Here is a 24,498-nt window from a genome sequence, read left to right on the forward strand (position 1 = left end):
CCGCGATGGCCGTCAACTGGACCGTTCCCGACGCCGCCGATCTGCTGCCCGTGCCCGGCCTGCGCCTGGGCGTGGCCGAGGCGCACGTGCGCAAGCCCAACCGCAAGGACCTCACCGTCATGCTGCTGGACGACGGCAGCGCGGTGGGCGGCGTCTTCACGCGCAACCGCTACTGCGCCGCGCCGGTGCAGGTCTGCCGCGAGCACCTGGCCGCGGGGCAGGGCATCCGCGCGCTGGTGGTCAACACCGGCTGCGCCAACGCCGGCACCGGCGAGCAGGGGCTGATCGACGCGCGCACGGTGTGCATCGCGCTGGCGCAGCGGCTCGGCGTGGCGCCGCAGCAGGTGCTGCCGTTTTCCACCGGCGTCATCATGGAGCCGCTGCCGGTGCAGCGCATCGTGGCGGGGCTGCCGGAGGCGCTGGCCGATGCGGCCGAGGACGGCGCGCACTGGCTGCGCGCGGCCGAGGGCATCATGACCACCGACACCGTGCCGAAGGCCGCCAGCCGCCGCGTGACGATCGACGGCGTGCCGGTGACGGTGACCGGCATCGCCAAGGGCGCCGGCATGATCCGGCCCAACATGGCCACCATGCTGGGGTTCGTGGCCACCGACGCGCCGGTGGCCCCGGAGCTGATCGGGGAACTCGCCCGCCGCGCCGCCGATGGCTCGTTCAACCGCATCACGGTCGATGGCGACACCTCCACCAACGATTCGTTCATCGTGATGGCCACCGGCCGCGCGGCGCTTGCGCGCATCACGTCGCTGGACAGTCCTGCCGGGCAGGCGCTGCTGGCGGCGGTGACGGAGGTCGCGCGCACGCTGGCGCACGCCATCGTGCGCGACGGCGAGGGCGCCACCAAGTTCATCACCGTGCGCGTCGAGGGCGGGCGCGACGCCGAGGAGTGCCTGAAGGTCGCCTACGCGATCGCGCACTCGCCGCTGGTCAAGACCGCCTTCTACGCCAGCGACCCCAACCTGGGCCGCATCCTGGCGGCGGTGGGCTACGCCGGCCTCGACGATCTGGACCAGGGCCGCATCGAGCTGTTCCTGGACGACGTGCACGTGGTCACGCGCGGCGGGCGCCACCCGGCCTACCGCGAGGAGGACGGCCAGCGCGTCATGAAGCAAAGCGAGATCACCGTGCGCGTGGACCTGGGGCGCGGCACCGCCGCCGAGACCGTGTGGACGTGTGACCTGAGCCACGACTACGTCAGCATCAACGCCGACTACCGCAGCTGATGGCGAAGCGATGAACGAACGATTCGAACGGCTGCTGGCGCGCGCCGAGGCGCTGATCGACCGCATCGAGGCCATCCTGCCGCAGCCGCTCTGCGCGCCGGACTGGGGCGCGTCGGTGGCGTTTCGCTACCGCAAGCGCGGCGCGCACGGCGTGCTGGAGCCGGTGCGGCACGTGGCCTCGATCCGGCTCGAGGACCTGCAGGCCATCGACGAGCAGAAGGCCAGGGTGCAGCGCAATCTGGAGCGCTTCGTGCGCGGGCTGCCGGCCAACAACGTGCTGCTGACCGGCGCGCGCGGCACAGGCAAGAGCTCGCTGATCAAGGCGTGCCTGAACGAATACGCCCCGCAGGGCCTGCGCCTGATCGAGGTGGACAAGGGCGACCTGACCGACCTGCCCGACATCGTCGAGGTGGTGGCGCCGCGGCCGGAGCGCTTTCTCGTCTTCTGCGACGACCTGAGCTTCGAGGAAGGCGAGCCGGGCTACAAGGCGCTGAAGTCGATTCTGGACGGCTCGGTGGCCGCCGCGACGCCCAACGTGCTGATCTGCGCCACCAGCAACCGCCGCCACCTGCTGCCCGAGACGATGCGCGACAACCTCGCCGCCACCTACGGCGACGACGGCGAGCTGCACCCGGCCGAGGCGGTGGAGGAGAAGGTGTCGCTGTCGGAGCGCTTCGGCCTGTGGGTGAGCTTCTACCCGTTCAGCCAGGACGAATACCTGGCCGTGGTGCGGCAGTGGCTGGCGGCCTACGGCGTGCCCGAGGCGCAGTGGGACGAGGCGCGCCGCGCGGCCCTCGTGTGGGCGCTGGAGCGCGGCGCGCGCAGCGGGCGCGTGGCCTACCAGTTCGCGCGCGACTGGGCGGGCCGCACGTCCGCGGAGGGGGCATGACCAAACCCGCCGCCGCACAGGCGCCCGACGAGGTGCTGGTGGTCGATGCCGACCGGCCGCGCGCGCCCGGCCCGCGGCCGGTGGTGGACGTGGCGGTCGGCGTGCTGATCGACCGCGCCGGGCGCTTTCTGCTGACCACGCGCCCGCCCGGCAAGGCCTACGCCGGGCACTGGGAGTTCCCCGGCGGCAAGGTGGAGCCGGGCGAGTCGGTGGAGCAGGCCCTGCGCCGCGAGCTGCAGGAGGAAATCGGCGTGACGATCGGGGCGGCGCAGCCGTGGCGCGTGCTGGAGGCCGACTACCCGCACGCGCGCGTGCGGCTGCACGTCTGCCGCGTGTTCGACTGGTGCGGCGAGCTGCAGATGCACGAGGGGCAGGCGTTCGCGTGGCAGACCCTGCCGGTGACGGTGGCGCCGGTGCTGCCCGGGACGTGGCCGCTGCTGCGCTGGATGGAGCAGGACGGCAACGGACAGGGTGCCTGAGGCAATCGCCGTCATAGGGCCGGCCCCCTTGCCAGCGTGCATCCGCCCCGTTACGCTGCGCGCAGGGCCCTGAGCAGGGCATCAGCACAGGAGCAAGGCCATGTCGCGATTGACGCCGTTTCGCTTTCCGCCGGGCACCTGCATCGTGCAGGCCCAGCCGCCACAGCGGCCCTCGGTGACGCTGCATTCCCCCGGCATCACGGTGATGACTGACCTCACCGAGGTGCGCGCGGCCACCACCACGCCGGAGGAGACGCTGCGCGCGGCGCGCCAGACCATGATCCACCAGGGCGTGCGGCTGCTGTTCGTCGTGCGCGAGCTGCCGTGCGTGGAGGGGCTGGTGACCGCCGCCGACCTGGAGGGCGAGCGGCCGCTGCTGGCGGCGCAGCGCCGTGGCGTCACCTACGACGAGCTGGTGGTGGCCGACGTGATGACGCCGCTGGAGGCGTTCGACGCGGTGGATTACGACGACCTCAAGCGCTGCAGCGTCGCCGACGTGATCGCCACGCTCAAGGCGGTCGGCCGGCGCCACCTGCTGGTGGCGGAGAAGGCCGGCGCGGGCCACGGGCCGTGGATCCGCGGCATCATCTCGCACACGCAGATCGAGCGCCAGCTCGGCCAGCCGATCGACGTGCTCGACCTGGCCAGCAGCTTTTCGGAAATCCGCGCGTCGCTGGCGGCGTGAGCGTCGCGCCCCGGCTGGCGTCAGTGCGGGGGCGTCTCCGGTCCCGGCGTCGGAGGTGTCGGATCCGGCACCCGGTACGCCTCGCTGGCCCAGGCGCCCAGGTCCACCTGCTTGCAGCGGGCGCTGCAGAACGGCCGCCACGGATTGTCCGGCGCGTAGCGCGCCGGCCGTCCGCAGGCCGGACAGCGCACGGTGCGCGGCGCAAAGCCGGGAGGAGGGCTGCCGGTCATTCCCATCGGGTTGCCTCGTCAAGCGTGCGCGCCCGCGCGCGCCACCTCCCACCCGACGACCTGGCGCTTGGCGCGGCTGAACTCCACCCCCAGCTCGATCACTTCCGTGATGCCCGGCGCGCCGCGGTGCTTGGCGGCGTAGTCGCGGGCCTTCAGTTGCCGCATGGCCTCGCCGGTGGGCTGCTCGCCGTCGACCACCTTGAACTCGATCACCCAGGCGCGGCCGGCATGGCGGATGACGAGGTCGCATTGCCCCGGGTTGGACACTTCCTCCGGCACGATGTCCAGGCCGAGGCTGGCCAGGTGGCTGTAGAACACGCTGGCGTAGTAGCCCTCGTACCGGGCGATGGGGTTGGCGCGCACCCAGTCGTGCGGGATGCTGGCGTAGAGGCGCTGGAAGTGCGCGCGCAGCGCGTCGGTGTCGGCCGCGCGCAGCATGCGCACCACGTCGGTCATGCGGCCTTCGGGCCGCTGCGGCAGCCAGGCGCGCAGCAGCGCGCGGTTGAGCGCCGCGCGCACCTCCAGGTTCGGCACCCCCAGCTCGTACTCGCGCACGCCGTCGCAGACCTCGGTGCGCTGGATCGTCAGGTAGCCGGTCTGCCACAGCATCGCCTCCACGGCGATGTCGTCCACATCGAAGGCGGAGAGCAGCTCGTCATCCGCGATCAGCCGCTCCAGCTGCGGCGTGAAAAAGCCGCGGCTCTTCAGCCACTCCACCAGGAAGGTGGGCGTGCCGGTCTCGAACCAGTGCGCGCGGAACTGCCGCTTGTCCAGCAGCAGCAGGACGTCGAACGGGTTGTAGACGCTCACCGGTCCCCAGCGGTAGCCGTTGTACCAGCGGCGGATCTCGTCCCGGTCGAGTGGCTGGCCCTCTTGCTCGGCAGCCTCGAGCTCCGGCGCAAACACCGTGTCGATGTCCTCATCGGTGTAACCGCACAGCGTGCCGTAGCGCTCGTCCAGCGTGATGTCGTTGAGGTTGTTCAGGCCCGAGAAGATGGAGACCTTGCTGAACTTGGACACGCCGGTCAGCAGCACGAAGCGCAGGTCGGCGTCTCTGCCCTTGATGACGCTGTAGAGGTTGCGCAGGCCCTCGCGCATGGCGCGGGCGACCTCCGGCGTCTCGAGGTTGTCGAGGATGGGCTTGTCGTATTCGTCGACCAGCACCACGGCCTGCTGTCCGTGGGCTTGGGCGGCGCGGGTGATGAGCTCGGTGAAGCGGATGTGCGGGTCTTCGCCGACGGGCGGCAGGCTCACGCCGAGCCGGGCGGCGTTGGTGTCGAGCTGATGGTGGATGTGGGCTTCGAGCTTGGCGCCTTCGGCCAACCGTCCCTCGGCAAAGCTCAGGCGAATCACCGGGTGCGGCCTGGCCCAGTCCCAGTGGTCGGCAAGGAACAGTTTCTCGCGCGGGGCGCTGCCGTCGGATCCATCGTGCGCGTCGAACAGTTCGCGGCGGGCTTCGAAGGCGCAGGCGATCGTGTCCAGCAGCAGGCTCTTGCCGAAGCGGCGCGGGCGCGAGAGGAAGTAGTGCTTGCCGCTGTCGACCAGGCGCGCGATGAGCGGCGTCTTGTCGACGTAGTAGTAGCCGCCCTCGCGGATGTCGCGCAGGGTCTGGATGCCGATGGGCAGCTTGCGGCGGGGCCGTGAGGTGGTCATCGTCGTGCCCTCACGCACACAGGTGGAGTTCGAGTTCGGCCTCGGCGTCGGCGGCGTGCTCGAGCTTGCCTGCCTCGCCGCGGCGCAGCAGCCGCACCGACACCAGCAGCCGGTTGCCGCTGATCTCCGGGATCAGCTGCAGCGCCGGGTCGATCCAGACGCGCAGCAGCTGGAAGGTGCGGCTCTGCGGCAGGTTCTGCTGGAACTGGCCCTGCGTGGCGTAGACCTTCTGCGCCACCGCCGATTCGCGCAGCAGCTGCAGCAGCAGTTGCACCGGCTCGGCCAGGCAGGCCACCTCCTGCGCCCAGCGCGCCAGGTCGGCCTGCCGCTCGGCGGCCGGGCGGTGCTGCCAGTCGTGGTAGGCGGGCAGGTCGAAGGCGCAGGTGCCTCCCGGAATGACGATGCGGTTGCGCACCGACTGCAGCCACTCCACGCCACCGAGTGCGTGTCCCGGCCGGCCCTCGTCGTCACGCAGCGCCCCGTAGCAGCGGTCGATCTGGCCGATCACATGGTCGAGCGCCGCCTCCGAGATCGCGGGGTTGCCGCGCCACCCTTCGAACTGCTGCTTGTGGCGCTCGAGATCCTTCAGGATTTCGCTCTTGAGGTCGGCGCGCGCGCCCACCTCGAGGATTTCGAAGAGGGTCTGCAGCGCATGGTGGTGGTCCAGCGGATGCTCACGGGGCACCAGCACACCCAGCCGCTTGAGCAGATGCTCCAGGCGCAGGTAGGTGCGGGTGCGCTCGTTGAGGGGGTATTCGTAGAGGATCACGCGGTCATGATAGCGGCATTCGCCGCCGCGCCCAGGCCTGTCGCACCCGCTCGCGCAGAGTGGAAAGATCCGTGCCGGTGCCGTTGGCGATGACGACGTCGGCCGCGGCCAGCCGCTGCGCGCGGCTGGCCTGCTGCGCCAGCACCGCCTCGACCTGCGCGCGCGGCCAGCCGCTGCGTGCCATCACGCGCGTGATCTGCGTCTCGGGCTCGCAGTCGACCACCCAGACGCGGTCGCAGCGCTGCCGCCACGCGTCCGACTCCACCAGCAGGGGCAGATCCAGCACCACGGTGTCGGCGGCGCTGGCCGCCACGCGCCGGTCGATCTCGGCGCGCACCAGCGGATGGACGATCGCCTCCAGCCGCGCCTTGGCCTGCGGATCGGAAAAGGCCAGCGCTCGCATGCGCGCGCGGTCCAGCGCGCCGCTCGCGTCGATGAAAGCGGGGCCGAAGGCAGCGCGGATCGGCTCGATCGCGGCGCCTCCGGCGGCGGTGACGGCGCGCGCGATCGCGTCGGCGTCGATGACGTCGGCGCCGAGCTCGGCGAGCATGCGCGCCACGGTGCTCTTGCCGCTGCCGATGCCGCCGGTCAGGCCGATGCGCAGCGGCGTGTTCATGCCAGCCCCACCCAGCGCAGCAGCGCGTGCGGGCCTGTCATCCAGACCAGCAACCCGCCGAAGGCGAGGAACGGCCCGAACGGCACGTAGCGGCCCTCGCGCAGGGTTCCAAGTGCCTTCATCGCCAGCCCCACCGCGGCGCCCAAGAGCGACGCGACCAGCACCAGGGGAATGAGCGCCTGCCAGCCCAGCCACGCACCGAGTGCTGCCAGCAGCTTGAAGTCGCCGTAGCCCATGCCCTCCTTGCCGGTGAGCAGCTTGAACGCCCAGTAGACGCTCCAGAGGCTGAGGTAGCCGGCCACCGCCCCCCACAGCGCGTCCGGCAGGGCCTGTCCCGTCCAGCCGAGCGCCGCGGCGGTCAGGCCCGCCCAGAGCAGTGGCAGCGTCAGGTCGTCCGGCAGCAGCGTCGTGTCCCAGTCGATGGCGGCCAGCGCCAGCAGCGTCGCGGCAAAGCCAGCCCAGGCCAGCGCGGCCGGCTGCCAGCCGTAGCGCCACGCGCACCAGGCGAACAGCGCGCCGGTGGCCGCTTCCACGAGGGGATAGCGCCAGCCGATCGGCGCGCCGCAGGCGGCGCAACGGCCGCGCTGCAGCGCAAAGGACAGCAGCGGTACGTTGCGCCACCACGGGATCGGCGTGCCGCACTGCGGGCAGTGCGAGCGCGGCGCCAGCAGGTCGTAGCGCGGCGCCTCGGCGACCGCCTCGCCGCGCAGCGCGGCGCACTCCGCCGCCCAGCGCCGCTGCAGCATCCGCGGCAGGCGGTGGATGACGACGTTGAGGAAGCTGCCGACCAGCAGGCCCAGCAGCGCCGCGATGGCGACGAACGGAACCGGGTCGACGGGCGGGGTGGCGGCGGGCATCGGTCGGGTGCGAGGGAGCTGGCCGCACGAGTGTAGCGCGGCCGCCCCGCCGTGCTCAGGCGGCCAGGCCGAGCAGCCCGCGCCGCTCGATGAACGCCACCACCTCGTCCAGCCCCTGCAGGGTCTTGAGGTTGGTCATCACCCACGGGCGGCGCTCGGCATCCGGGCGCATGCGCGCGGTGTCGGCGGCCATGACCTCCAGGCTCGCGCCGACGTGGGGGGCCAGGTCGATCTTGTTGATCACCAGCAGGTCGCTGCGGGTGATGCCGGGTCCGCCCTTGCGCGGGATCTTCTCGCCGGCGGCCACGTCGATGACGTAGATCGTCAGGTCCGACAGCTCCGGGCTGAAGGTGGCGGCCAGGTTGTCGCCGCCGCTTTCGACGAAGACGATGTCGGCGTCCGGAAAGCGCCGCAGCATGCGGTCGATGGCCTCGAGGTTGATCGAGCAGTCCTCGCGGATCGCGGTGTGCGGGCAGCCGCCCGTTTCCACGCCGAGGATGCGCTCGGGCGGCAGCGCGCCGCTGTGGGTGAGCAGGCGCTGGTCTTCCTTGGTGTAGATGTCGTTGGTGATGGCGACCAGGTCCCAGCGGTCGCGCATGGCCTTGCACAGCATCTCCAGCAGCGTGGTCTTGCCGGAGCCGACCGGGCCGCCGATGCCGACGCGCAGCGGCGGCAGCGGCTTGGTGCGCCCGGGGATGGCGTGCAGCGGGGTGACGGTCAGGGGAGCGTTCATGAGCGGAACAGGCGGCTGTACTGCGTTTCGTGGCGGGCCGACAGGATCGCCAGCATCGGGGTGAAGGATTGGCGCTGCGTGGCGGGCCGTGCCGCGACGCGGGCCACGAGCGCCGGCAGCGCCGCGCGCAGCCGCGCCAGCAGGCGCTGCCCCGCCGCCTGGCCGAGCGGCACGGCCTTGATCGCGGCCTGCGCCATCGCCTCGCACCAGGCAAAGCCGGCGGCCAGCAGCGCCTGCGAGACGGGCAGCGCCGGCGGCGTGAGGCTCGCCAGCGCCCAGGCGTAGGCCACCGGGTAGGTCGGCTGGCGCAGGTCCGCCGGCACGGCTGCCGGCGGCGGGGCGGGGTGCAGCCCGGGCGCCAGTCCCGTCAGCCACTGCACCACGGCGTGACCCTGCTGTTCGGTCTGCAGGCGCAGCTCGGCGCTTTCGCGCGTGCGCCGCACCCAGCCGTCCAGTTCGCGCAGGGCGCTCCAGTCGGCCTGCCGCCACGCCGGCAGCGCCGCCGCCGTCACCGCCAGGTCGGCGCGCGCCGGTGCCAGGTGCAGCTGCGCCAGCAGCCACTCGGCGGCACTGGCCTCGTCGTGCACCAGGCCGGCCTCCACCGCCGCCTCCAGCCCCTCCGAGTAGGAAAAGCCCCCGAGCGGCAGCGCCGGCGAGGCCAGCCACAGCAGCGCCAGCAGCGCGTCGTCGCCGACCGCGCCGGCCCCGGACGGCGGCTCACGGTGCGTACCGGTGCCCGTGGTCGCTGGAAGCGCCGTGGTCGTGCTCATGGTCGTGACCGTGCCCGGGGTGATGCCCGTGCCCGTGCGGATGCGCGTGGCCGTGGTGGCCGTAGGCGCCGGCCTCCGGCTCGAACGGCGCCTCGACCTCGGTGACGTCGAGGTGCAGCCCGCGCAGCAGGTCGGCCAGCACCGGGTCGCGCTCCAGCTGCAGGTGGTCGGGTCCGATCTGCAGCGCGACGTGCCGGTTGCCGAGGTGGTAGGCGGCGCGCAGCAGGTCCAGCGGCGTGCCGTGCCGCGGGCACGGCGCCACGCGCAGCAGCGGCTCCGGCGCCGCCTCCACGCGCAGCAGGCCGCCGTCGGCCAGCACCAGTGCGTCGCCGCCGCGCAGCACGGTGCCGCGCGGCAGCAAGACGCCGATGCGCCGCCCGAGCGTGTCGGCGGCCTCGAAGCGGCTGCGCTGGCGCTGCGCCCAGTCCAGCACCAGCGCCGGGGCGCGCGCCAGCAGCGTGCGCGCCAGGCCACCGCCGCGCGGCAGCACGCGCGTGGCCAGCAGCGTCGTCGAGGCGGTGGAGGCCATCGTCATCGCGCCCACGTTTCAGAACAGGAAGTAACGCTGCGCCATCGGCAGCACCGCCGCCGGCTCGCACACCAGCAGCTCGCCGTCGGCGCGCACCGCATAGGTCTGCGGGTCGATCTCCATCACCGGGGTGACGTCGTTGAGCACCATGTCGCGCTTGCCGATGCCGCGGCAGCCGCGCACCGCCACCAGCGGCTTGCGCAGGCCGCAGCGCTGCCCGACGCCGGCGGCCAGCGCCGCCTGCGACACGAAGGTCAGCGACGTGCGCGCCACCGCCTCGCCGAAGGCGCCGAACATCGGGCGCAGGTGCACCGGCTGCGGCGTCGGAATGGAGGCGTTGGGGTCGCCCATCGCGGCGGCGGCGATCAGGCCGCCCTTGACGACGACGGCGGGCTTGACGCCGAAGAAGGCCGGCTTCCAGAGCACCAGGTCGGCCCACTTGCCGACCTCCACCGATCCGACCACGTGCGCCACGCCGTGCGCGATCGCCGGGTTGATCGTGTACTTGGCCACGTAGCGCTTGATGCGGAAGTTGTCGTTGCGCGGCTCGTGCTCGACGCCGCGCGCGCGGCCCGGCGGCGGGGCCAGCCAGCCGCGCTGCACCTTCATCTTGTGCGCGGTCTGCCAGGTGCGCGTGATGACCTCGCCGACGCGGCCCATCGCCTGGCTGTCGCTGCTCATGATGCTGATGGCGCCCAGATCGTGCAGGATGTCCTCGGCGGCGATCGTCTCCTTGCGGATGCGGCTTTCGGCGAACGCCAGATCCTCCGCGATGGCCGGGTCGAGGTGGTGGCACACCATCAGCATGTCCACGTGCTCGTCCAGCGTGTTGATGGTGTAGGGCCGCGTCGGGTTGGTGGAGGAGGGCAGCACGTGCGCCTCGCCGACGATGCGCAGGATGTCCGGCGCGTGGCCGCCGCCGGCGCCCTCGCAGTGGAAGGCGTGGATGGTGCGGCCGCGCATCGCCGCCAGTGTCTCCTCGACGAAGCCGCTTTCGTTGAGGGTGTCGGTGTGGATCGCGACCTGGGTGTCGGTTTCCTCCGCCACCGACAGGCACGTGTCGATCGCCGCCGGCGTGGAGCCCCAGTCCTCGTGCAGCTTCAGGCCGATGGCGCCGGCCTCGATCTGCTCGCGCAGGCCCTCGGGGCGGCTGGCGTTGCCCTTGCCGAGGAAGCCCAGGTTCATCGGAAACGCCTCGGCCGCCTGCAGCATGCGCTCGATGAACCACGGCCCCGGCGTGCAGGTGGTGGCGTTGGTGCCGGTGGCCGGCCCGGTGCCGCCGCCGGTCATCGTCGTGATGCCCGACATCAGGGCTTCCTCGATCTGCTGCGGGCAGATGAAGTGGATGTGGCTGTCGTAGCCGCCGGCGGTGACGATCATGCCCTCGGCCGCCAGCACCTCGGTGCCGGGGCCGATGACGATGTCCACGCCCGGCTGCGTGTCGGGGTTGCCGGCCTTGCCGATGGCGACGATGCGGCCGTCGCGCACGCCGATGTCGGCCTTGACGATGCCCCAGTGGTCGATGATCAGCGCGTTGGTGATGACCAGGTCCACCGCGCCCTGCGCGCGGCTGCGCGGGCTCTGGCCCATGCCGTCGCGAATCGTCTTGCCACCGCCGAACTTGACCTCCTCGCCGTAGCCGCCGGCGCGCAGCGTCAGATCGTCTTCCACCTCGGCCCACAGCCCGGTGTCCGCCAGGCGCACCCGGTCGCCCACCGTGGGGCCGAACATCTCCGCATAGGCGCGGCGCGGGATCGTGGCCATCGTGCGTCAGCCTCCGTGTGCGTCATCATCCAGCGGCCCGTTGACCAGACCGCGAAAGCCCCAGGCCTGGCGCGCCCCGCCATACGGCACCAGCTCGACGGTGCGCTGCTGGCCCGGCTCGAAGCGCACCGCCGTGCCGCTGGCGATGTTGAGGCGCATGCCGCGCGCGGCGGCGCGGTCGAAGGCCAGCGCCGCGTTGACCTCCGCGAAGTGGTAGTGCGAACCGACCTGGATCGGGCGCTGGCCGGTGTTGCTGACCACCAGCGTGACGGTGGGCCGGCCCGGGTTGAGCTCGAGCTCGCCGTCGGCGGTGAGGATTTCGCCGGGAATGACACGGTCGGCGGCGGTCATCGTCGGTTCCTCAGCGGGCGAGCAGCGTGTAGAAGCCAGCCAGCGCGACCAGCGCGCCGCTGGCGCGCGGTGCCCAGGCGTGCCAGCGCCGCAGCGTCACGCCCAGCGCGATGCCCAAGGCGTGCAGCACGGCTGTGCTCAGCACCATGCCCGCCAGGGCCGCGCCGCCCTGCAGCTCCTGCCCATGGGCGGCGCCATGAAACCACGCAAAGCCCGCCACGATCGCCGCCACCACCGGGGCCGGCCAGGCGGCCTGCAGGGCGATCAACACCCCGATCACCACCATGGAGGCGACGATCATCGGTTCCACCGCCGGCACCGCCAGGCCCTGCTGGGCACCCCAGGCGCCCAGCCACAGCACGGCGGCAAAGCTCAGCGGCGCCAGCCAGACGCGCGCCGTGGCCAGCGCGCTCCAGACGCCGACGGCCAGCATCACGAGCAGGTGATCCAGTCCGCTCCAGGGGTGCATCAGACCGGCCAGCCAGCCATGGTGGGCGCCCATGTCGACGCCGGTATGGGCCCAGGCGGTGTGAGCCGCCAGCCCGAGGCCGGCGGTCGCCAGCGACGGGCCTGCGCGGCGCGGCAACGCCAGACTACGAAACGAGGACGTGGTCATGGGAACATCTCCTGCTTTGCCGAGGGGGCTCATGCGATCGGCTGGTGCACGGTGACCAGCTTGGTGCCATCGGGGAAGGTGGCCTCGACCTGGATGTCGTGAATCATCTCCGCGACGCCGTCCATCACGTCGTCGCGTGTGAGCACCCGGCGGCCTTCGCTCATCAGCTGCGCCACCGTCTTGCCCTCGCGCGCGCCCTCCAGCACGTAGGCGCTGATCAGCGCCACCGCCTCCGGGTAGTTGAGCTTGAGCCCGCGCGCGCGGCGCCGTTCCGCGAGCAGCGCGGCGGTGAAGATCAGCAGCTTGTCCTTTTCACGCGGGGTCAGATCCATGCCCGGTGAGCAAGCAAGCCCTGTGCCAGCCGACGGCGGCATGGCACGAAAGCTGCAAGCCAGCCGCGCATGCCACCCGTTTCCAGCACCGTCGAGCCGCGCCCGGCGCCGTCGGCGCCGATCGCGCCGGTGCGCCGCGCCTACCACCGCTGGGTCGCCAGCGAGACGCTGGAAGACTACGCGCTGCGCTACACACCGCTGCGCTTTCGCCGCTTCAGCGCCGCGCGCGTGGCCAACACGGCCTTTGGCGTGGCCTCGTTCCTGGTGCTGGAGGCGGTGGGCGCCACGCTGATGCTGCAGTTCGGCGTCGCGCACGCGGTGGCAGCCATCCTGGCCGCGGGGGTGATCATCGCGCTGGTGGGCTGGCCGATCAGCGTGGCGGCGGCGCGCCACGGCGTGGACATGGACCTGCTGACGCGCGGGGCAGGCTTCGGCTACCTCGGCTCGACGCTGACCTCGCTGATCTACGCCACCTTCACCTTCATCTTCTTCGCGCTGGAGGCGGCGGTGATGGCCTACGCGCTGGAGCTGGCGCTGGGCATCCCGCCGTCGTGGGGCTACCTGCTGTGCGCACTGGTGGTGATTCCGCTGGTGACGCACGGCGTGACGCTGATCGGGCGCTTTCAGCTGTGGACGCAGCCGCCGTGGCTGGTGCTGATGCTGCTGCCGTGGGCGGCGGTGCTGGTGCAGGATCCGGGCTCGGTGGCGCGCTGGCTGCACCGTGATGGTGCGATCGAGGCCGCCGGGGGATTCGACTGGCACCGCTTCGGTGCGGCGCTGACGGTGGCGCTGGCGCTGGTGACGCAGATGGGCGAGCAGGCCGACTACCTGCGCTTCATGCCGCCGCCGCACCCCGCGCGGCGCTGGCGCTGGTGGGCGGCGGTGGCCGTCGGCGGCCCGGGCTGGGTGGTGCCTGGGGTGCTGAAGATGCTGGCGGGCGCGTGGCTGGCGCATCTGGCGCTGGAGCACGGGGTGGACGCGGCGCACGCGGTCGATCCGAACCAGATGTACCGCGTCGCCTACGAGCACCTGCTGCCGCCTGCCTGGGCGGTGGCGGCCACGGCGCTGTTCGTCGTCGTCTCGCAGCTCAAGATCAACGTCACCAACGCCTACGCCGGGTCGCTGGCGTGGAGCAACTTCTTCTCGCGCCTGACGCATCACCACCCCGGGCGCGTGGTCTGGATGGCGTTCAACATCGCGCTGGCCTGGCTGCTGATGGAAATGAACGTCTTTCAGGCGCTCGGGGCGGTGCTGGGGTTGTACGCGCACGTGGCGCTGGCGTGGCTGGTGGCGGTGGTGGCGGACCTGGTGGTGCTCAAGCCGCTGGGCTGGTCGCCGCGCGGCCTCGAATTCCGCCGCGCCCACCTGGTGGACGTCAACCCGGTCGGGGTCGGCGCGATGGTGGGAGCAACGCTGCTCGGGGTGGCGGCGCACGTCGGGATGCTCGGCGCGCTGGCGCAGGCGTTTTCGGCACTGGTGTCGATGGGGGCGGCGTTCGTGCTCGCGGTGCTGCTGGGGGCCTGGACGCGCGGCCGCCATCATCTGGCGCGCACGCCGGATCCGGCGGTGGCCGGCGCCCCACCGGGCGCGTCGGTCACGCCGGCGGTGCTGCGCTGCGTCGTCTGCCAGGGCGACTACGAAGGGCCGGACATGGCGCGCTGCCCGGCCTACGGTGGCTGGATCTGCTCGCTGTGCTGCACGCTGGATGCGCGCTGCGGCGACGCCTGCAAGCCGCACGCGCGGCTGGGCACGCAGCTGCGCGCGTGGCTGCGGCGCTGGCTGCCGCGGCGCTGGCAGCCGTACCTGGACGCCGGGGTGGCGCACTATCTCGTGCTGCTGGCGGTCACCGCGCTGGTGCTGGCCGGACTGCTGGCGCTGCTGGCGCAGCAGGATCTGCGCCACGCGCAGGCGCTGGGCGCGCCGGCGGCGCTCATCCACGAGGCTTACCGCAAGGTCTACGTCGTGCTGCTGGCGCTGGCGGCAGGGGTGGTGTGGTGGCTGGTGCTGGCGCAGCGCGCGCGCCACGTGGCGCAGCGCGAATCGAACCGCTACACGCGGCTGCTGCTGCGCGAGATCGACGCGCACCGCCGCACCGACGCCCAGCTGCAGCGCGCGCGCGAGCAGGCCGAGGCGGCGCGGCGCGCCGCCGAACGCGCCAACGAGGCCAAGAGCCGCTACCTGAGCGCCATCAGCCACGAGCTGCGCACGCCGCTGGGCGCCATCATGCTCTACGTGCAGGCGCTGCAGCGCGACGCCGTGCCCGATGCGCGCCAGGCGCATGCGCTGGCGATGATCCAGCGCGCCGGCGAGCACGTGCTGTCGCTGGTGGAGGGTACGCTCGACCTGGCGCGCATCGAGGCCGGGCGGGTGACGCTGGACCTGCGCCCGACCGACCTGCGCGCGCTGCTGGAGGAGGTGGCCGCGCTGCTGGCGCCGCAGGCGCGCGCCAAGGGACTGCGCTTCGCGCTGGAGGGGCCGCCGCGCTGGCCGGCGGCGGTGCGCACGGATGCGGCGCGGCTGCGTCAGGTGCTGCTCAACCTGCTCGGCAACGCGGTGCGCTACACCGACGCCGGCACCGTGACGCTGCGCGTGGCCTGGGCGCGGGAGCTGGCCACGATCGAGGTCGCCGACACCGGCCCGGGCATGAGCGCCTCGGAGCTGGAGCGGGTGTTCGAACCGTTCGCGCGCGGGGCGGCCGCCAGCCGCGCCGCCGGCGCCGGGCTGGGGCTGACGATCGCGCGCATGCTCACCGAACTGATGGGCGGCGAGCTGACCGTGCGCAGCGCGCTCGGGCAGGGCACGACGTTCCGGCTGCGGCTGTACCTGCCGGAGGTGGCCGCCCCCGCCGTCGCCGCAGCGCCGGCAGCCGGCGCTGCGCCGGCGGCGCTGCCACCGCCCGCCGCGGTGCCGGCCTGCCCCGGGCTGCACGCCTGGCCCGCGCCGCTGCGCGCGGCGCTGCTGGAGCGGGTGCGGCTGGGCTGGGCGCGCGGCGTGCTGCGGCTGCTGGACGAGGCGCCGCCCCTGCCGGGCCTGGAGGCGGTGCGGCAGGCGGCGCGCGCGCTGGATTTCGACCTGCTGGAGCGATGGCTGATGGAGGCATCCGATGATGCGACCGCACGTGCTGGAGAGTGAAACCGGCCCGCTGGTGCTGATCGTGGACGACGTGCCCGAGAGCCTGGCGGCGCTGCACGACATGCTGGACGAGACCGGCTACACGGTGCTGGTGGCCAGCGACGGCCCCACCGCGTTGCAGCGCGCGCGCCAGGCGCGGCCCGACGTGATCCTGCTGGATGCGCTGATGCCGGGCATGGATGGCTTCGAGGTGGCGCGCCGGCTCAAGGCCGACGAGCGCACCGCCGGCATCCCGATCCTGTTCATGACCGGCCTGACCGAGACCGAGCACCTGATCGAAGGACTCGCCGCCGGTGCGGTGGACTACGTGACCAAGCCGGTCAAGCCGCAGGAGGTGATCGCGCGCATTGGCGTGCACCTGCGCACCTCGCGCCAGATCCGCCAGGGTTCGATGGTGCAGCAGCAGGCGCGCAACGCGCTGGATGCGTTCGGCTTTGCCACCATCACGGTGCGCATGCGCGACGGCCGGCTGCTGTGGCAGACGCCGCTGGCGCGCGAGCTGCTGTGGCGCTACTGCGGCACCGAGGCGCCGGTGACGCCGGAGCCGGTGCTGCAGTGGCTGCGCCGCCACGGGCCGGATCTGTGCCGCGGCGATCCGGCGCCGGCGGAGCCGCCGCGGCTGACGCTGACGCAGGGCACGCGGCGGCTGACGCTGCGGCTGTACCGCTCGGTGGACGACCCGGCCGACACCAGCGCCGACAGCGAGGGCGGCCACTGGCTGATCGTGATGCAGGAGACCTCCGACACCAGCGTGCTGGAGGCGCTGATGAGCACCTTCGGCCTGACCGCCCGCGAGGCCGAGGTGCTCTACTGGGTCGTGCAGGGCAAGATCAACCGCGACATCGCCGACATCGTCGGCGCCAGCCCGGCCACCGTCAAGAAGCACCTGGAGCGCATCCACGCCAAGCTCGGCGTGGAGACGCGCACCGCGGCGGCGGCGCTGGCGCTGCAGCGCGTGCCGCAGCTGCGCCCGGGCGGCGGGGTGTAGCGGCCGGGCGCGCGTACGCCATCCGGCGTACAGACGCGGCGGGGCGCGGTGCCTAGCATGGGAATCGTTGCGAGCACCTTCACGCTTTCCCTGTCACTCGCGGAGAACCACCATGATGCAACGTCGCTCCACGCTCAAGGCCCTCTCGGCCGCCGCCGCGCTGGCCGCCTTCGGCCCGCTGCCCGCCCGCGCCCAGTCCGGTCCGATCAAGGTCGGCATCCTGCACTCGCTGTCGGGCACGATGGCGATCTCCGAGACGGTGCTCAAGGACATCGCGCTGATGACCATCGACGAGATCAACGCCGCCGGCGGGGTGCTGGGGCGCAGGATCGAGCCGGTGGTGGTCGATCCGGCCTCCAACTGGCCGCTGTTCGCCGAGAAGGCGCGCCAGCTGCTGACGCAGGACAAGGTGGCCGCGGTGTTCGGCTGCTGGACCTCGGTCAGCCGCAAGTCGGTGCTGCCGGTGTTCGAGGAGTTGAACGGCCTGCTGTTCTACCCCGTGCAGTACGAGGGCGAGGAACTGAGCAAGAACGTCTTCTACACCGGCGCGGCGCCGAACCAGCAGGCGATTCCCGCCGTGGAATACCTGATGAGCAAGGACGGCGGCAGCGCCAGGCGCTTCGTGCTGCTCGGCACCGACTACGTCTATCCCCGCACCACCAACAAGATCCTGCGCGCGTTCCTCAAGTCCAAGGGCATCCCCGAGTCGGACATCATGGAGGAATACACGCCGTTCGGCCACAGCGACTACCAGACCATCATCGCCAAGATCAAGCAGTTCGCCGCCGCCGGCAAGAAGACCTGCGTGATCTCCACCATCAACGGCGACTCCAACGTGCCGTTCTACAAGGAGCTGGGCAACCAGGGCCTCAAGGCCACCGACGTGCCGGTGGTGGCCTTCAGCGTCGGCGAGGAGGAGCTGCGCGGCGTGGATACCAAGCCGCTGGTCGGGCACCTGGCGGCGTGGAACTACTTCATGTCGATCAAGAACCCGACCAACGACGCCTTCATCAAGAAGTGGGCCGCCTATGCCAAGGCCAAGAACATCCCCGGCCACAAGGACAAGCCGCTGACCAACGACCCGATGGAGGCCACCTACATCGGCATCCACATGTGGAAGCAGGCGGTGGAGAAGGCCAGGAGCACCGAGACCGACAAGGTCATCGAGGCCATGGCCGGGCAGACCTTCGACGCCCCGAGCGGCTTCAAGGTCAAGATGGACGAGCGCAACCACCACCTGCACAAGCCGGTGTTCATCGGCGAGGTGCGCGCCGACGGCCAGTTCAACGTCGTCTGGAAGACCAAGGGCCCGATCCGCGCCCAGCCGTGGAGCCCGTTCATCCCCGGCAACGAGAAGAAGAAGGACGTGCCGGAGAAGGCCTGACGCAGGCGGGAGGGCAGGGGATGACGATGCGCGCATGGCGGCCGTGGGCGGCGGCGCTGCTGGCCGGCCTGTGCCTGCTGCTGCCGCGGCTGGCCCCGGCGCTGACGCCGGAGCAGGCGCTGGCGGTGGCCGAGGGCACGGTGGCCGAGCGCGTGCAGGCCATCACGCAGCTGGCCGCCGCGCCGGATCCGGCGGCGGCGGCGCTGCTGCGCGCGCTGCAGGACGAGCGCGTGCGCGTGCACGAGGGGCGGGTCTGGATCGAGCAGCCGGACGGCAGCGCGGTGCGTGCCGACAGCGGCGCGCCCGAGCCGCTGCCGCCCGAGGCCGAGGCGCCGCTGCTGAACAACCGGCTGCGCGCGGCGCTGGCGCTGGCGCTGGCGGCGCTGGATCTGCAGGAGGCTGACCCGCAGCGTCAGCGCACGGCGGCCGCGACGCTGCGCCGCGCGTTGCTGGAGGAGCCGGACGAGGCGTTCGCGCCGCTGCTGCGCGCGGCCCTCGACCCGCAGCGCCAGCCGCCGCTGGACGGACGCGCGGCGGCGCTGCTGGCGCAGGCGCAGGCGGCGGTGGAGCTGGCCGACGCCGACCCGGCGCGGCGGCGCGCCGCCGCCGGGGTGCTGGGCGGCAGCGGGGAGCGCCTGGCGCTTGCGCTGCTGCAGCAGCAGCGCGCGCAGGAAACCGACCCCGCGGTGGCGCAGGCGCTGCGCCAGGCGCAGCAGGCGCTGGAGCGCACGCTGGCTCTGGCTGAAGTCGGCGGCACGGTGTTCACGGGGCTGAGCCTGGGCTCGATCCTGCTGCTGGCGGCGCTGGGGCTGGCGATCACCTACGGCCTGATGGGCGTCATCAACATGGCGCACGGCGAGCTGATCATGGTCGGCGCCTACGCCACCTACGTCGTGCAGCAGCTGTTCGCGCGCCTGTGGCCGCAGTGGTTCGACTGGTACGTGCTGGCCGCGCTGCCGGTGGCGTTCCTGACCGCGGCGCTGGTCGGCGCGGCCATCGAGCGCGGCGTCATCCGTCACCTCTACGGCCGGCCGCTGGAGACGCTGCTGGCCACCTGGGGCCTGAGCCTGATCCTGATGCAGGCGGTGCGCAGCCTGTTCGGCGCGCAGAACGTCACGGTGGAAAACCCCGCGTGGCTCAGCGGGGCGCTGGCCCTGCCGGGGGGATTGGTGCTGCCGTGGAACCGGGTGGCGATCCTGGTGTTCGCCGCGGCGGTGCTGGCGGCGGTGGCGTGGGTGCTGGCGCGCACGCGGCTCGGGCTGTTCGTGCGCGGCGTGACGCAGAACCGCCCGATGGCGGCCTGCATGGGCGTGCCGACCGGTCGCGTCGATGCGCTGGCGTTCGCCTTCGGCTCCGGCGTGGCGGGGCTGGCCGGCGTGGCGCTGAGCCAGATCGGCAACGTCGGACCGGACCTGGGGCAGGCCTACATCATCGACTCCTTCATGGTCGTGGTGGTCGGCGGCGTCGGCCAGCTGGCCGGCACGGTGCTGGCGGCGCTGGGGCTGGGGCTGCTGAACAAGCTGCTGGAGGGCTGGGCCGGCGCGGTGCTGGCCAAGATCGCCGTGCTGGTGCTGATCGTGATCTTCATCCAGAAGCGGCCGCAGGGGCTGTTCGCGCTGAAAGGAAGGCAGGCATGAACACCGCCGCATCGACCGCAGGGCCGCAGCCGGCCGGCGCGCGCGGGCCGCGGCTGCTGGCGCCGCAGGCGCGCGCGCTGTGGCTGGCCGTCGCGCTGGTGGCCGGGGTGGCGCCGCTGCTCAACCTCGCGGTGCCGCCCGACAGCGTCTGGCACCTGAGCGACCACTGGATCACGCTGCTCGGCAAGATCATGTGCTACGCCATCTGCGCGCTGGCGCTGGACCTGATCTGGGGCTACACCGGCATCCTCAGCCTCGGGCACGGGCTGTTCTTCGCGCTGGGCGGCTACGTGATGGGCATGTACCTGATGCGCCAGATCGGCACCGACGGCCACTATGGCAGCGAGCTGCCGGACTTCATGGTCTTCCTCGACTGGAAGGAACTGCCGTGGCACTGGGCGCTGTCGCACAGCTTCGCGGCCACGCTCGTGCTGATCGTGCTGGTGCCGGGGCTGCTGGCGTGGGTGTTCGGCTACTTCGCGTTCCGCTCGCGCATCCAGGGGGTCTATTTCTCGATCATCACGCAGGCGCTGACGCTGGCGGCGATGCTGCTCTTCTACCGCAACGAGACGGGCTTCGGCGGCAACAACGGCTTCACGGACTTCAAGCGCATCCTGGGCTTTCCGATCACGACGTCCGAGACGCGCGTGGCGCTGTTCGTCGTCACGGGGCTGACGCTGCTGGGCTGCTACCTGCTGGCGCGCTGGCTGGTGGCCAGCAAGTTCGGCCGCGTGCTGCAGGCGATCCGCGACGCCGAGGGGCGCGTGATGTTCTGCGGCTACGACCCGCTGCCCTACAAGCTCACGATCTGGACGCTGTCGGCGGTGATGTGCGCACTGGCCGGGGCGCTGTACGTGCCGCAGGTCGGCATCATCAACCCGCGCGAGATGAGCCCGGCGGCCAGCATCGAGATCGCGGTGTGGACGGCAGTCGGCGGCCGCGGCACGCTCGTCGGCCCGATCGTCGGGGCGTTCGCGGTCAACGGCGCCAAGAGCTGGCTGACGGTGGTGGCGCCGGAGGTATGGCTGTACGCACTGGGCGCGCTGTTCGTGGCGGTGACGCTGTGGATGCCGCAGGGGCTGGTCGGCCTGTGGCGGCGCTGGGTGCGCCGCGCGCCGCGCGGGGAGGGGGGCGCATGACCCCGGATCTGCTGCAAAGCGGCGCCGAGCGCTGGCAGCGCGCGCAGCGCCGCGCCGGTTCCGAAGGCGCCAGCGGCGGGCGTGCCGCGGCCTTCGCCCACCCGGTCGCGCCCGGCGCCATCGACACCAGCCATGGCCGCATCCTCTACCTGGACGACGTGCACGTCAGCTTCGACGGCTACAAGGCGCTCAAGGGCCTGAACCTGGACATCGCGCCCGGCGAGCTGCGCGCCATCATCGGCCCCAACGGCGCCGGCAAGACGACGATGCTGGACGTCATCACCGGCCGCACGCGCCCGGACCGCGGCAGCGTCTTCCTCGGCAGCACGATCGACCTGCTGCGCTACCGCGAGCCGCAGATCGCCGCGCTGGGCGTGGGGCGCAAGTTCCAGCGTCCCACGGTGTTCGAGCCGCTGACGGTGTGGGAAAACCTGGAACTGGCGCTGGCGGGTGACAAGCGCGTGCGCGCCAGCCTCATCTTCCGCCTCGGCGCCGCGCAGCGTCAGCGCCTGCAGGCGCTGCTGGCACTGATCCACCTGGAGGACGTCGCCGGGCGCGCCGCCGGCACGCTCAGCCACGGGCAGAAGCAGTGGCTGGAGATCGGCATGCTGCTGGCGCAGGAGCCCAAGGTGCTGCTGCTGGACGAGCCGGTGGCCGGCATGACGGACGACGAGACCGAGCGCACCGCGCAGCTCCTCCTCAAGCTCAAGGGGCACCACACGCTGGTGGTGGTGGAGCACGACATGGGCTTCGTGCGCGCGATTGCCGACAAGGTCACCGTGCTGTGCGACGGCGCGGTGCTGACCGAGGGTTCGTTCGAGCAGGTGGCGCGCGACGAGCGCGTCATCGAGGTCTATCTGGGGCGCTGACGGTCATGCTGGTGATCGAGGACGTGCATCAGTACTACGGCGGCTCGCACACGCTGCGCGGCGTCAGCCTGCAGGCGCGCGCCGGCGAGATCACCGTGGTGCTGGGGCGCAACGGCGTGGGCAAGACCACGCTGCTGAAAAGCCTGATGGGCCTGGTGCCGATCCGGCAGGGCCGCATCGCCTTCGACGGCGTGGAGCTGGCGCGCCGCCCGGTGCACGAGCGCGCGCGCCGCGGCATCGGCTACGTGCCGCAGGGGCGCGAGATCTTCCCGCGCCTGACGGTGCGCGAAAACCTGCTGATGGGGCTGGCCAGCCGCCCCGCCGGCACCGCGCTGCCGGCGCAGCTGTTCGAGCTGTTTCCGGTGCTGGCCGAGATGCAGAGCCGCCGCGGCGGGGACCTTTCGGGCGGGCAGCAGCAGCAGCTGGCGATCGCGCGGGCGCTGGCGGCGCGCCCGCGTCTGCTGGTGCTGGACGAGCCCACCGAGGGCATCCAGCCCAACATCATCCAGGCCATCGGCCGCGTGCTGCGCCAGCTGGCTCGCCAGGGGCTGGACGGCGAGCCGATGGCGATCCTGCTGGTCGAGCAGTACTACGACTTCGCGCGCGAGCTGGCCGACCGCTACGTGGTGCTGGAGCGCGGCGCGGTGGTGGCCAGCGGCGGCGGCGACGAGATGGACGCGCACGGCGTGCGCGCGATGGTGGCGCTGTAGCGCGTCAGACGCGCCACAGGCGCAGCGGCGGCGCCTCCAGGTCCCAGGCCTGCCGGCGCAGCACGGCGCGCAGGCGCTGCCACAGCGCCATCAGCGGCTCGATCATGTCCGCCAGCGCCCGCACCACCAGCACCCGCTCGTGCGGGCAGGTGGCGCCGGCGGCCACGGGTGCAAGGCTTTCGGGCAACTCGGCGCGCACGGCCTGCAGCAGCCGCTCGCGCTCGGCCTCGGTCCACGGCGTGCCGCGGGCCAGCACCAGCGTGCCCAGGGCGCGCCGCCCCGCCAGGCCGGGGCCGCCGTCCAGCAGCCAGCGATCGGCGGCATCCAGCCGCCCTTCGTCGAGCCAGACGTCGTCCACCGCCATGCGCTGTTGCAGCACGCCGGTGGCGAACGGCGCGCCGGCCTGTGGCAGGCCGAGGGCGCAGACCTCCCACGCCAGCAGTTGCGCGCCCGGGGCGAGCTCGGCGTCGAACGCGTTGCGCGCCAGGCAGCCGGGGTAGGCGATCGTCTCCGCCGGCAGCCACTCCAGCCGTGCGCCGTCGCTCAGCCGTGCGCGCACCGTCTGCGTGGCCGGCGCGCCGTCGCTGCGGTAGAAGCGCGTCGCCCCGGGCGTGGTCACCAGCACGTGCGCGCCGGGGCCGACCTGCACGTCGATGGCCAGCTCGTCGCCGCCGACGAGGCCGCCCGGCGGGTGCACCAGCACCGCGTGCACCACCGCCGGGCCTTCCGGGTGCAGCGTCTGCAGCACACGCAGCGGCCCTTCGTGCGCAAACGCCAGACGGCTGCGCCCGCCGACGGCGCTGCCGTGCAGCTCGAGCCGTGCCTGCCAGCCCATCGGCGCGGCCAGCCGCGGTTCAGCGCTGCACCGCGGCGGCGGCCACCGCAGTCATGTTCAGCACGCGGCGCACGGTGGCCGCCGGCGTCAGGATGTAGGCCGGTGCGCGCACGCCCATCAGGATCGGGCCGACCGTGACGCCGCCGCTGGTGGTGGTCTTCATGACGTTGTAGAGGATGTTGGCCGCGTCCAGGTTCGGGCAGACCAGCAGGTTGGCGCTGCCCGACAGCGTCGAGTCCGACAGGAAGCGCGCGCGGATCTCGGGCTCCAGCGCCGCGTCGCCGTGCAGCTCGCCGTCGCACTCGATCTCGGGGTGCGCGGCGACGAACAGGTCGCGCGCGGCGCGCATCTTGCGCGCGCTGGCGCGCTTGGACGAGCCGAACGTCGAGTGGGACAGGAACGCCACCTTCGGCACGATGCCGAAGCGCTGCACCTGCTGCGCCGCCATCCAGGCGATCTCGGCCAGCTGTTCGGCGCTGGGGTCCTCGTGCACGTAGGTGTCGGTGATGAAGATCGGGCCGCGGTCGGTGTTGACGGCGTTGAGTGCGGCGTAGAGCGTGGCCCCGGGCGCGCGGCCCAGCACCGCGTCGATGCGCTCCAGATGCGTGGTGTAGGTGCCCACCAGCCCGCAGATCAGCGCGTCGGCATCGCCCAGGTGCACCATCAGCGCGCCGATGATGGTGTTGGAACGGCGCACGGCGGCCTTGGCGACCTCGGGCGTGGCGCCGTCGCGCTTCATCCGCTGGTGGTAGGCCTCCCAGTACTGGCGGAAGCGCGGGTCGTCCTCGGGGTTGACGTTCTCGACGTCGACGCCGAGGCGCAGGTGCAGCCCCGCCTTGCGGATGCGCGCCTCGATGACGGCGGGGCGGCCGATCAGGATCGGGCGCGCGATGCCTTCCTCCAGCGCCAGCTGCGCCGCGCGCAGCGCGCGCTCGTCTTCGCCGTCGGCGTAGGCCACGCGCGCCAGCGGCTGCTGCCGCTTGGCCACGGCGAAGATCGGCCGCATCAGGATGCCGGTCTGGTAGACGAAGCGCTGCAGACTTTCGCGGTAGGCGTCCAGGTCCTCGATCGGCCGCGTGGCCACGCCCGACTCGGCCGCGGCCTGCGCCACCGCCGGCGCGATGCGCAGGATCAGTCGCGTGTCGAACGGCTTCGGGATCAGGTAATCGGGGCCGAACTGCAGCTCCTGCCCGGCGTAGGCGGCGGCCACCTCGTCGCTGATCTCGGCCTTGGCCAGCTGCGCGATCTCGCGCACGCAGGCCAGCTTCATCGCCTCGGTGATGCGGGTGG

General features: G+C 72.5%; 25 protein-coding genes. 11 read left to right on the forward strand and 14 right to left on the reverse strand.

Going from position 1 to position 24,498, the window contains the following annotated elements:
* Positions 1 to 5 precede the first annotated feature (5 nt).
* From argJ to Tsedi_RS05135, 4 genes are all read left to right on the forward strand, one after another.
* Positions 6 to 1,241 carry a bifunctional glutamate N-acetyltransferase/amino-acid acetyltransferase ArgJ gene (argJ, locus tag Tsedi_RS05120; protein WP_143894260.1) on the forward strand — a complete coding sequence of 412 codons (1,236 nt, stop codon included), beginning with the start codon at positions 6 to 8 and terminating at the stop codon, positions 1,239 to 1,241.
* Positions 1,242 to 1,251: 10 nt separating this feature from the next.
* Positions 1,252 to 2,130 (forward strand): ATP-binding protein, encoded by an 879-nt coding sequence (locus Tsedi_RS05125; protein ID WP_143894262.1) that lies wholly within the window; start codon positions 1,252 to 1,254, stop codon positions 2,128 to 2,130.
* Complete coding sequence (locus tag Tsedi_RS05130; protein ID WP_143894264.1) at positions 2,127 to 2,609, forward strand: NUDIX domain-containing protein; 483 nt, start codon at positions 2,127 to 2,129, stop codon at positions 2,607 to 2,609. The genes Tsedi_RS05125 and Tsedi_RS05130 overlap by 4 nt, the downstream gene beginning before the upstream one ends.
* Before the next feature lie 100 nt (positions 2,610 to 2,709).
* Positions 2,710 to 3,294 carry a CBS domain-containing protein gene (locus Tsedi_RS05135; RefSeq protein ID WP_143894266.1) on the forward strand — a complete coding sequence of 195 codons (585 nt, stop codon included), beginning with the start codon at positions 2,710 to 2,712 and terminating at the stop codon, positions 3,292 to 3,294.
* 20 nt (positions 3,295 to 3,314) lie between these two features.
* Here Tsedi_RS05135 and Tsedi_RS05140 read toward each other — a convergent pair whose 3' ends face one another.
* From Tsedi_RS05140 to Tsedi_RS05195, 12 genes are read right to left on the reverse strand one after another with little or no spacing between them, the layout of a single operon-like run.
* Entirely contained in the window at positions 3,315 to 3,524 is a 210-nt protein-coding gene (locus Tsedi_RS05140) for a DNA gyrase inhibitor YacG (protein ID WP_143894325.1), read from the reverse strand.
* A gap of 18 nt (positions 3,525 to 3,542) precedes the next feature.
* Entirely contained in the window at positions 3,543 to 5,177 is a 1,635-nt protein-coding gene (locus Tsedi_RS05145) for an ATP-binding protein (RefSeq protein ID WP_143894268.1), read from the reverse strand.
* Positions 5,178 to 5,187: 10 nt separating this feature from the next.
* On the reverse strand, positions 5,188 to 5,946 hold the full coding sequence (gene zapD / locus Tsedi_RS05150) for a cell division protein ZapD (protein WP_143894270.1): 759 nt from the start codon (positions 5,944 to 5,946) through the stop codon (positions 5,188 to 5,190).
* A gap of 4 nt (positions 5,947 to 5,950) precedes the next feature.
* The gene (coaE, locus tag Tsedi_RS05155) at positions 5,951 to 6,562 is read right to left on the reverse strand and encodes a dephospho-CoA kinase (protein WP_143894272.1); all 612 of its coding nucleotides are present in this window, start codon (positions 6,560 to 6,562) and stop codon (positions 5,951 to 5,953) included.
* Positions 6,559 to 7,419 carry a prepilin peptidase gene (locus Tsedi_RS05160; protein WP_143894274.1) on the reverse strand — a complete coding sequence of 287 codons (861 nt, stop codon included), beginning with the start codon at positions 7,417 to 7,419 and terminating at the stop codon, positions 6,559 to 6,561. Before Tsedi_RS05160 ends, coaE begins: the two co-directional genes overlap by 4 nt.
* 55 nt (positions 7,420 to 7,474) lie before the next feature.
* Positions 7,475 to 8,152, reverse strand: a complete 678-nt coding sequence (gene ureG, locus Tsedi_RS05165) for an urease accessory protein UreG (protein ID WP_143894276.1) — start codon at positions 8,150 to 8,152, stop codon at positions 7,475 to 7,477.
* Complete coding sequence (locus tag Tsedi_RS05170; protein ID WP_143894278.1) at positions 8,149 to 8,922, reverse strand: urease accessory protein UreF; 774 nt, start codon at positions 8,920 to 8,922, stop codon at positions 8,149 to 8,151. The genes ureG and Tsedi_RS05170 overlap by 4 nt, the downstream gene beginning before the upstream one ends.
* Positions 8,870 to 9,457 carry an urease accessory protein UreE gene (gene ureE, locus Tsedi_RS05175; protein WP_246099185.1) on the reverse strand — a complete coding sequence of 196 codons (588 nt, stop codon included), beginning with the start codon at positions 9,455 to 9,457 and terminating at the stop codon, positions 8,870 to 8,872. The genes Tsedi_RS05170 and ureE overlap by 53 nt, the downstream gene beginning before the upstream one ends.
* Positions 9,458 to 9,469: 12 nt before the next feature.
* Positions 9,470 to 11,215 (reverse strand): urease subunit alpha, encoded by a 1,746-nt coding sequence (ureC, locus tag Tsedi_RS05180; protein ID WP_143894279.1) that lies wholly within the window; start codon positions 11,213 to 11,215, stop codon positions 9,470 to 9,472.
* A 6-nt stretch (positions 11,216 to 11,221) separates the two neighbouring features.
* Positions 11,222 to 11,566, reverse strand: coding sequence for an urease subunit beta (locus Tsedi_RS05185; protein WP_143894281.1), 345 nt, complete (start codon positions 11,564 to 11,566; stop codon positions 11,222 to 11,224).
* 10 nt (positions 11,567 to 11,576) lie between these two features.
* Complete coding sequence (locus Tsedi_RS05190) at positions 11,577 to 12,182, reverse strand: HupE/UreJ family protein (protein ID WP_143894283.1); 606 nt, start codon at positions 12,180 to 12,182, stop codon at positions 11,577 to 11,579.
* Positions 12,183 to 12,211: 29 nt separating this feature from the next.
* Entirely contained in the window at positions 12,212 to 12,514 is a 303-nt protein-coding gene (locus Tsedi_RS05195; RefSeq protein ID WP_143894285.1) for an urease subunit gamma, read from the reverse strand.
* 69 nt (positions 12,515 to 12,583) lie between these two features.
* On the opposite strand from Tsedi_RS05195, the gene Tsedi_RS05200 reads away from it, so the two are divergent.
* From Tsedi_RS05200 to urtE, 7 genes are all read left to right on the forward strand, one after another.
* A complete protein-coding gene (locus Tsedi_RS05200; protein ID WP_143894289.1) occupies positions 12,584 to 15,646 on the forward strand; it encodes an ATP-binding protein in 3,063 nt (1,020 codons plus the stop codon).
* Positions 15,618 to 16,634, forward strand: a complete 1,017-nt coding sequence (locus Tsedi_RS05205) for a response regulator transcription factor (protein WP_143894291.1) — start codon at positions 15,618 to 15,620, stop codon at positions 16,632 to 16,634. Before Tsedi_RS05200 ends, Tsedi_RS05205 begins: the two co-directional genes overlap by 29 nt.
* A gap of 115 nt (positions 16,635 to 16,749) precedes the next feature.
* Complete coding sequence (urtA, locus tag Tsedi_RS05210) at positions 16,750 to 18,018, forward strand: urea ABC transporter substrate-binding protein (protein ID WP_143894329.1); 1,269 nt, start codon at positions 16,750 to 16,752, stop codon at positions 18,016 to 18,018.
* Positions 18,019 to 18,044: 26 nt separating this feature from the next.
* Positions 18,045 to 19,655 (forward strand): urea ABC transporter permease subunit UrtB, encoded by a 1,611-nt coding sequence (urtB, locus tag Tsedi_RS05215; RefSeq protein ID WP_143894331.1) that lies wholly within the window; start codon positions 18,045 to 18,047, stop codon positions 19,653 to 19,655.
* Positions 19,652 to 20,794 (forward strand): urea ABC transporter permease subunit UrtC, encoded by a 1,143-nt coding sequence (urtC, locus tag Tsedi_RS05220; protein WP_143894293.1) that lies wholly within the window; start codon positions 19,652 to 19,654, stop codon positions 20,792 to 20,794. Before urtB ends, urtC begins: the two co-directional genes overlap by 4 nt.
* Positions 20,791 to 21,663, forward strand: coding sequence for an urea ABC transporter ATP-binding protein UrtD (urtD, locus tag Tsedi_RS05225; protein WP_143894295.1), 873 nt, complete (start codon positions 20,791 to 20,793; stop codon positions 21,661 to 21,663). Before urtC ends, urtD begins: the two co-directional genes overlap by 4 nt.
* A 5-nt stretch (positions 21,664 to 21,668) precedes the next feature.
* Positions 21,669 to 22,373 carry an urea ABC transporter ATP-binding subunit UrtE gene (urtE, locus tag Tsedi_RS05230; protein WP_143894297.1) on the forward strand — a complete coding sequence of 235 codons (705 nt, stop codon included), beginning with the start codon at positions 21,669 to 21,671 and terminating at the stop codon, positions 22,371 to 22,373.
* A gap of 4 nt (positions 22,374 to 22,377) precedes the next feature.
* Here urtE and Tsedi_RS05235 read toward each other — a convergent pair whose 3' ends face one another.
* Together Tsedi_RS05235 and Tsedi_RS05240 are read right to left on the reverse strand one after the other, a co-directional pair.
* Positions 22,378 to 23,208 (reverse strand): urease accessory protein UreD, encoded by an 831-nt coding sequence (locus tag Tsedi_RS05235; RefSeq protein ID WP_143894299.1) that lies wholly within the window; start codon positions 23,206 to 23,208, stop codon positions 22,378 to 22,380.
* A gap of 19 nt (positions 23,209 to 23,227) precedes the next feature.
* On the reverse strand, positions 23,228 to 24,498 hold a 1,271-nt coding region (locus tag Tsedi_RS05240), incomplete at its 5' end, for a phosphate acyltransferase (protein ID WP_281280120.1).

Origin of the sequence: Tepidimonas sediminis, assembly GCF_007556605.1 — a bacterium.
Classification (GTDB): domain Bacteria; phylum Pseudomonadota; class Gammaproteobacteria; order Burkholderiales; family Burkholderiaceae_C; genus Tepidimonas; species Tepidimonas sediminis.

What these genes read in the sequence shown, in the direction of transcription:
- argJ (WP_143894260.1), top strand. Translation starts at nt 6, where the DNA reads ATGGCCGTCAACTGGACCGTTCCCGACGCCGCCGATCTGCTGCCCGTG.
- Tsedi_RS05125 (WP_143894262.1), top strand. Translation starts at nt 1,252, where the DNA reads ATGAACGAACGATTCGAACGGCTGCTGGCGCGCGCCGAGGCGCTGATC.
- Tsedi_RS05130 (WP_143894264.1), top strand. Translation starts at nt 2,127, where the DNA reads ATGACCAAACCCGCCGCCGCACAGGCGCCCGACGAGGTGCTGGTGGTC.
- Tsedi_RS05135 (WP_143894266.1), top strand. Translation starts at nt 2,710, where the DNA reads ATGTCGCGATTGACGCCGTTTCGCTTTCCGCCGGGCACCTGCATCGTG.
- Tsedi_RS05140 (WP_143894325.1), bottom strand. Translation starts at nt 3,524, where the DNA reads ATGACCGGCAGCCCTCCTCCCGGCTTTGCGCCGCGCACCGTGCGCTGT.
- Tsedi_RS05145 (WP_143894268.1), bottom strand. Translation starts at nt 5,177, where the DNA reads ATGACCACCTCACGGCCCCGCCGCAAGCTGCCCATCGGCATCCAGACC.
- coaE (WP_143894272.1), bottom strand. Translation starts at nt 6,562, where the DNA reads ATGAACACGCCGCTGCGCATCGGCCTGACCGGCGGCATCGGCAGCGGC.
- Tsedi_RS05160 (WP_143894274.1), bottom strand. Translation starts at nt 7,419, where the DNA reads ATGCCCGCCGCCACCCCGCCCGTCGACCCGGTTCCGTTCGTCGCCATC.
- ureG (WP_143894276.1), bottom strand. Translation starts at nt 8,152, where the DNA reads ATGAACGCTCCCCTGACCGTCACCCCGCTGCACGCCATCCCCGGGCGC.
- Tsedi_RS05170 (WP_143894278.1), bottom strand. Translation starts at nt 8,922, where the DNA reads ATGAGCACGACCACGGCGCTTCCAGCGACCACGGGCACCGGTACGCAC.
- ureE (WP_246099185.1), bottom strand. Translation starts at nt 9,457, where the DNA reads ATGACGATGGCCTCCACCGCCTCGACGACGCTGCTGGCCACGCGCGTG.
- ureC (WP_143894279.1), bottom strand. Translation starts at nt 11,215, where the DNA reads ATGGCCACGATCCCGCGCCGCGCCTATGCGGAGATGTTCGGCCCCACG.
- Tsedi_RS05185 (WP_143894281.1), bottom strand. Translation starts at nt 11,566, where the DNA reads ATGACCGCCGCCGACCGTGTCATTCCCGGCGAAATCCTCACCGCCGAC.
- Tsedi_RS05190 (WP_143894283.1), bottom strand. Translation starts at nt 12,182, where the DNA reads ATGACCACGTCCTCGTTTCGTAGTCTGGCGTTGCCGCGCCGCGCAGGC.
- Tsedi_RS05195 (WP_143894285.1), bottom strand. Translation starts at nt 12,514, where the DNA reads ATGGATCTGACCCCGCGTGAAAAGGACAAGCTGCTGATCTTCACCGCC.
- Tsedi_RS05200 (WP_143894289.1), top strand. Translation starts at nt 12,584, where the DNA reads ATGCCACCCGTTTCCAGCACCGTCGAGCCGCGCCCGGCGCCGTCGGCG.
- Tsedi_RS05205 (WP_143894291.1), top strand. Translation starts at nt 15,618, where the DNA reads ATGATGCGACCGCACGTGCTGGAGAGTGAAACCGGCCCGCTGGTGCTG.
- urtA (WP_143894329.1), top strand. Translation starts at nt 16,750, where the DNA reads ATGCAACGTCGCTCCACGCTCAAGGCCCTCTCGGCCGCCGCCGCGCTG.
- urtB (WP_143894331.1), top strand. Translation starts at nt 18,045, where the DNA reads ATGCGCGCATGGCGGCCGTGGGCGGCGGCGCTGCTGGCCGGCCTGTGC.
- urtC (WP_143894293.1), top strand. Translation starts at nt 19,652, where the DNA reads ATGAACACCGCCGCATCGACCGCAGGGCCGCAGCCGGCCGGCGCGCGC.
- urtD (WP_143894295.1), top strand. Translation starts at nt 20,791, where the DNA reads ATGACCCCGGATCTGCTGCAAAGCGGCGCCGAGCGCTGGCAGCGCGCG.
- urtE (WP_143894297.1), top strand. Translation starts at nt 21,669, where the DNA reads ATGCTGGTGATCGAGGACGTGCATCAGTACTACGGCGGCTCGCACACG.
- Tsedi_RS05235 (WP_143894299.1), bottom strand. Translation starts at nt 23,208, where the DNA reads ATGGGCTGGCAGGCACGGCTCGAGCTGCACGGCAGCGCCGTCGGCGGG.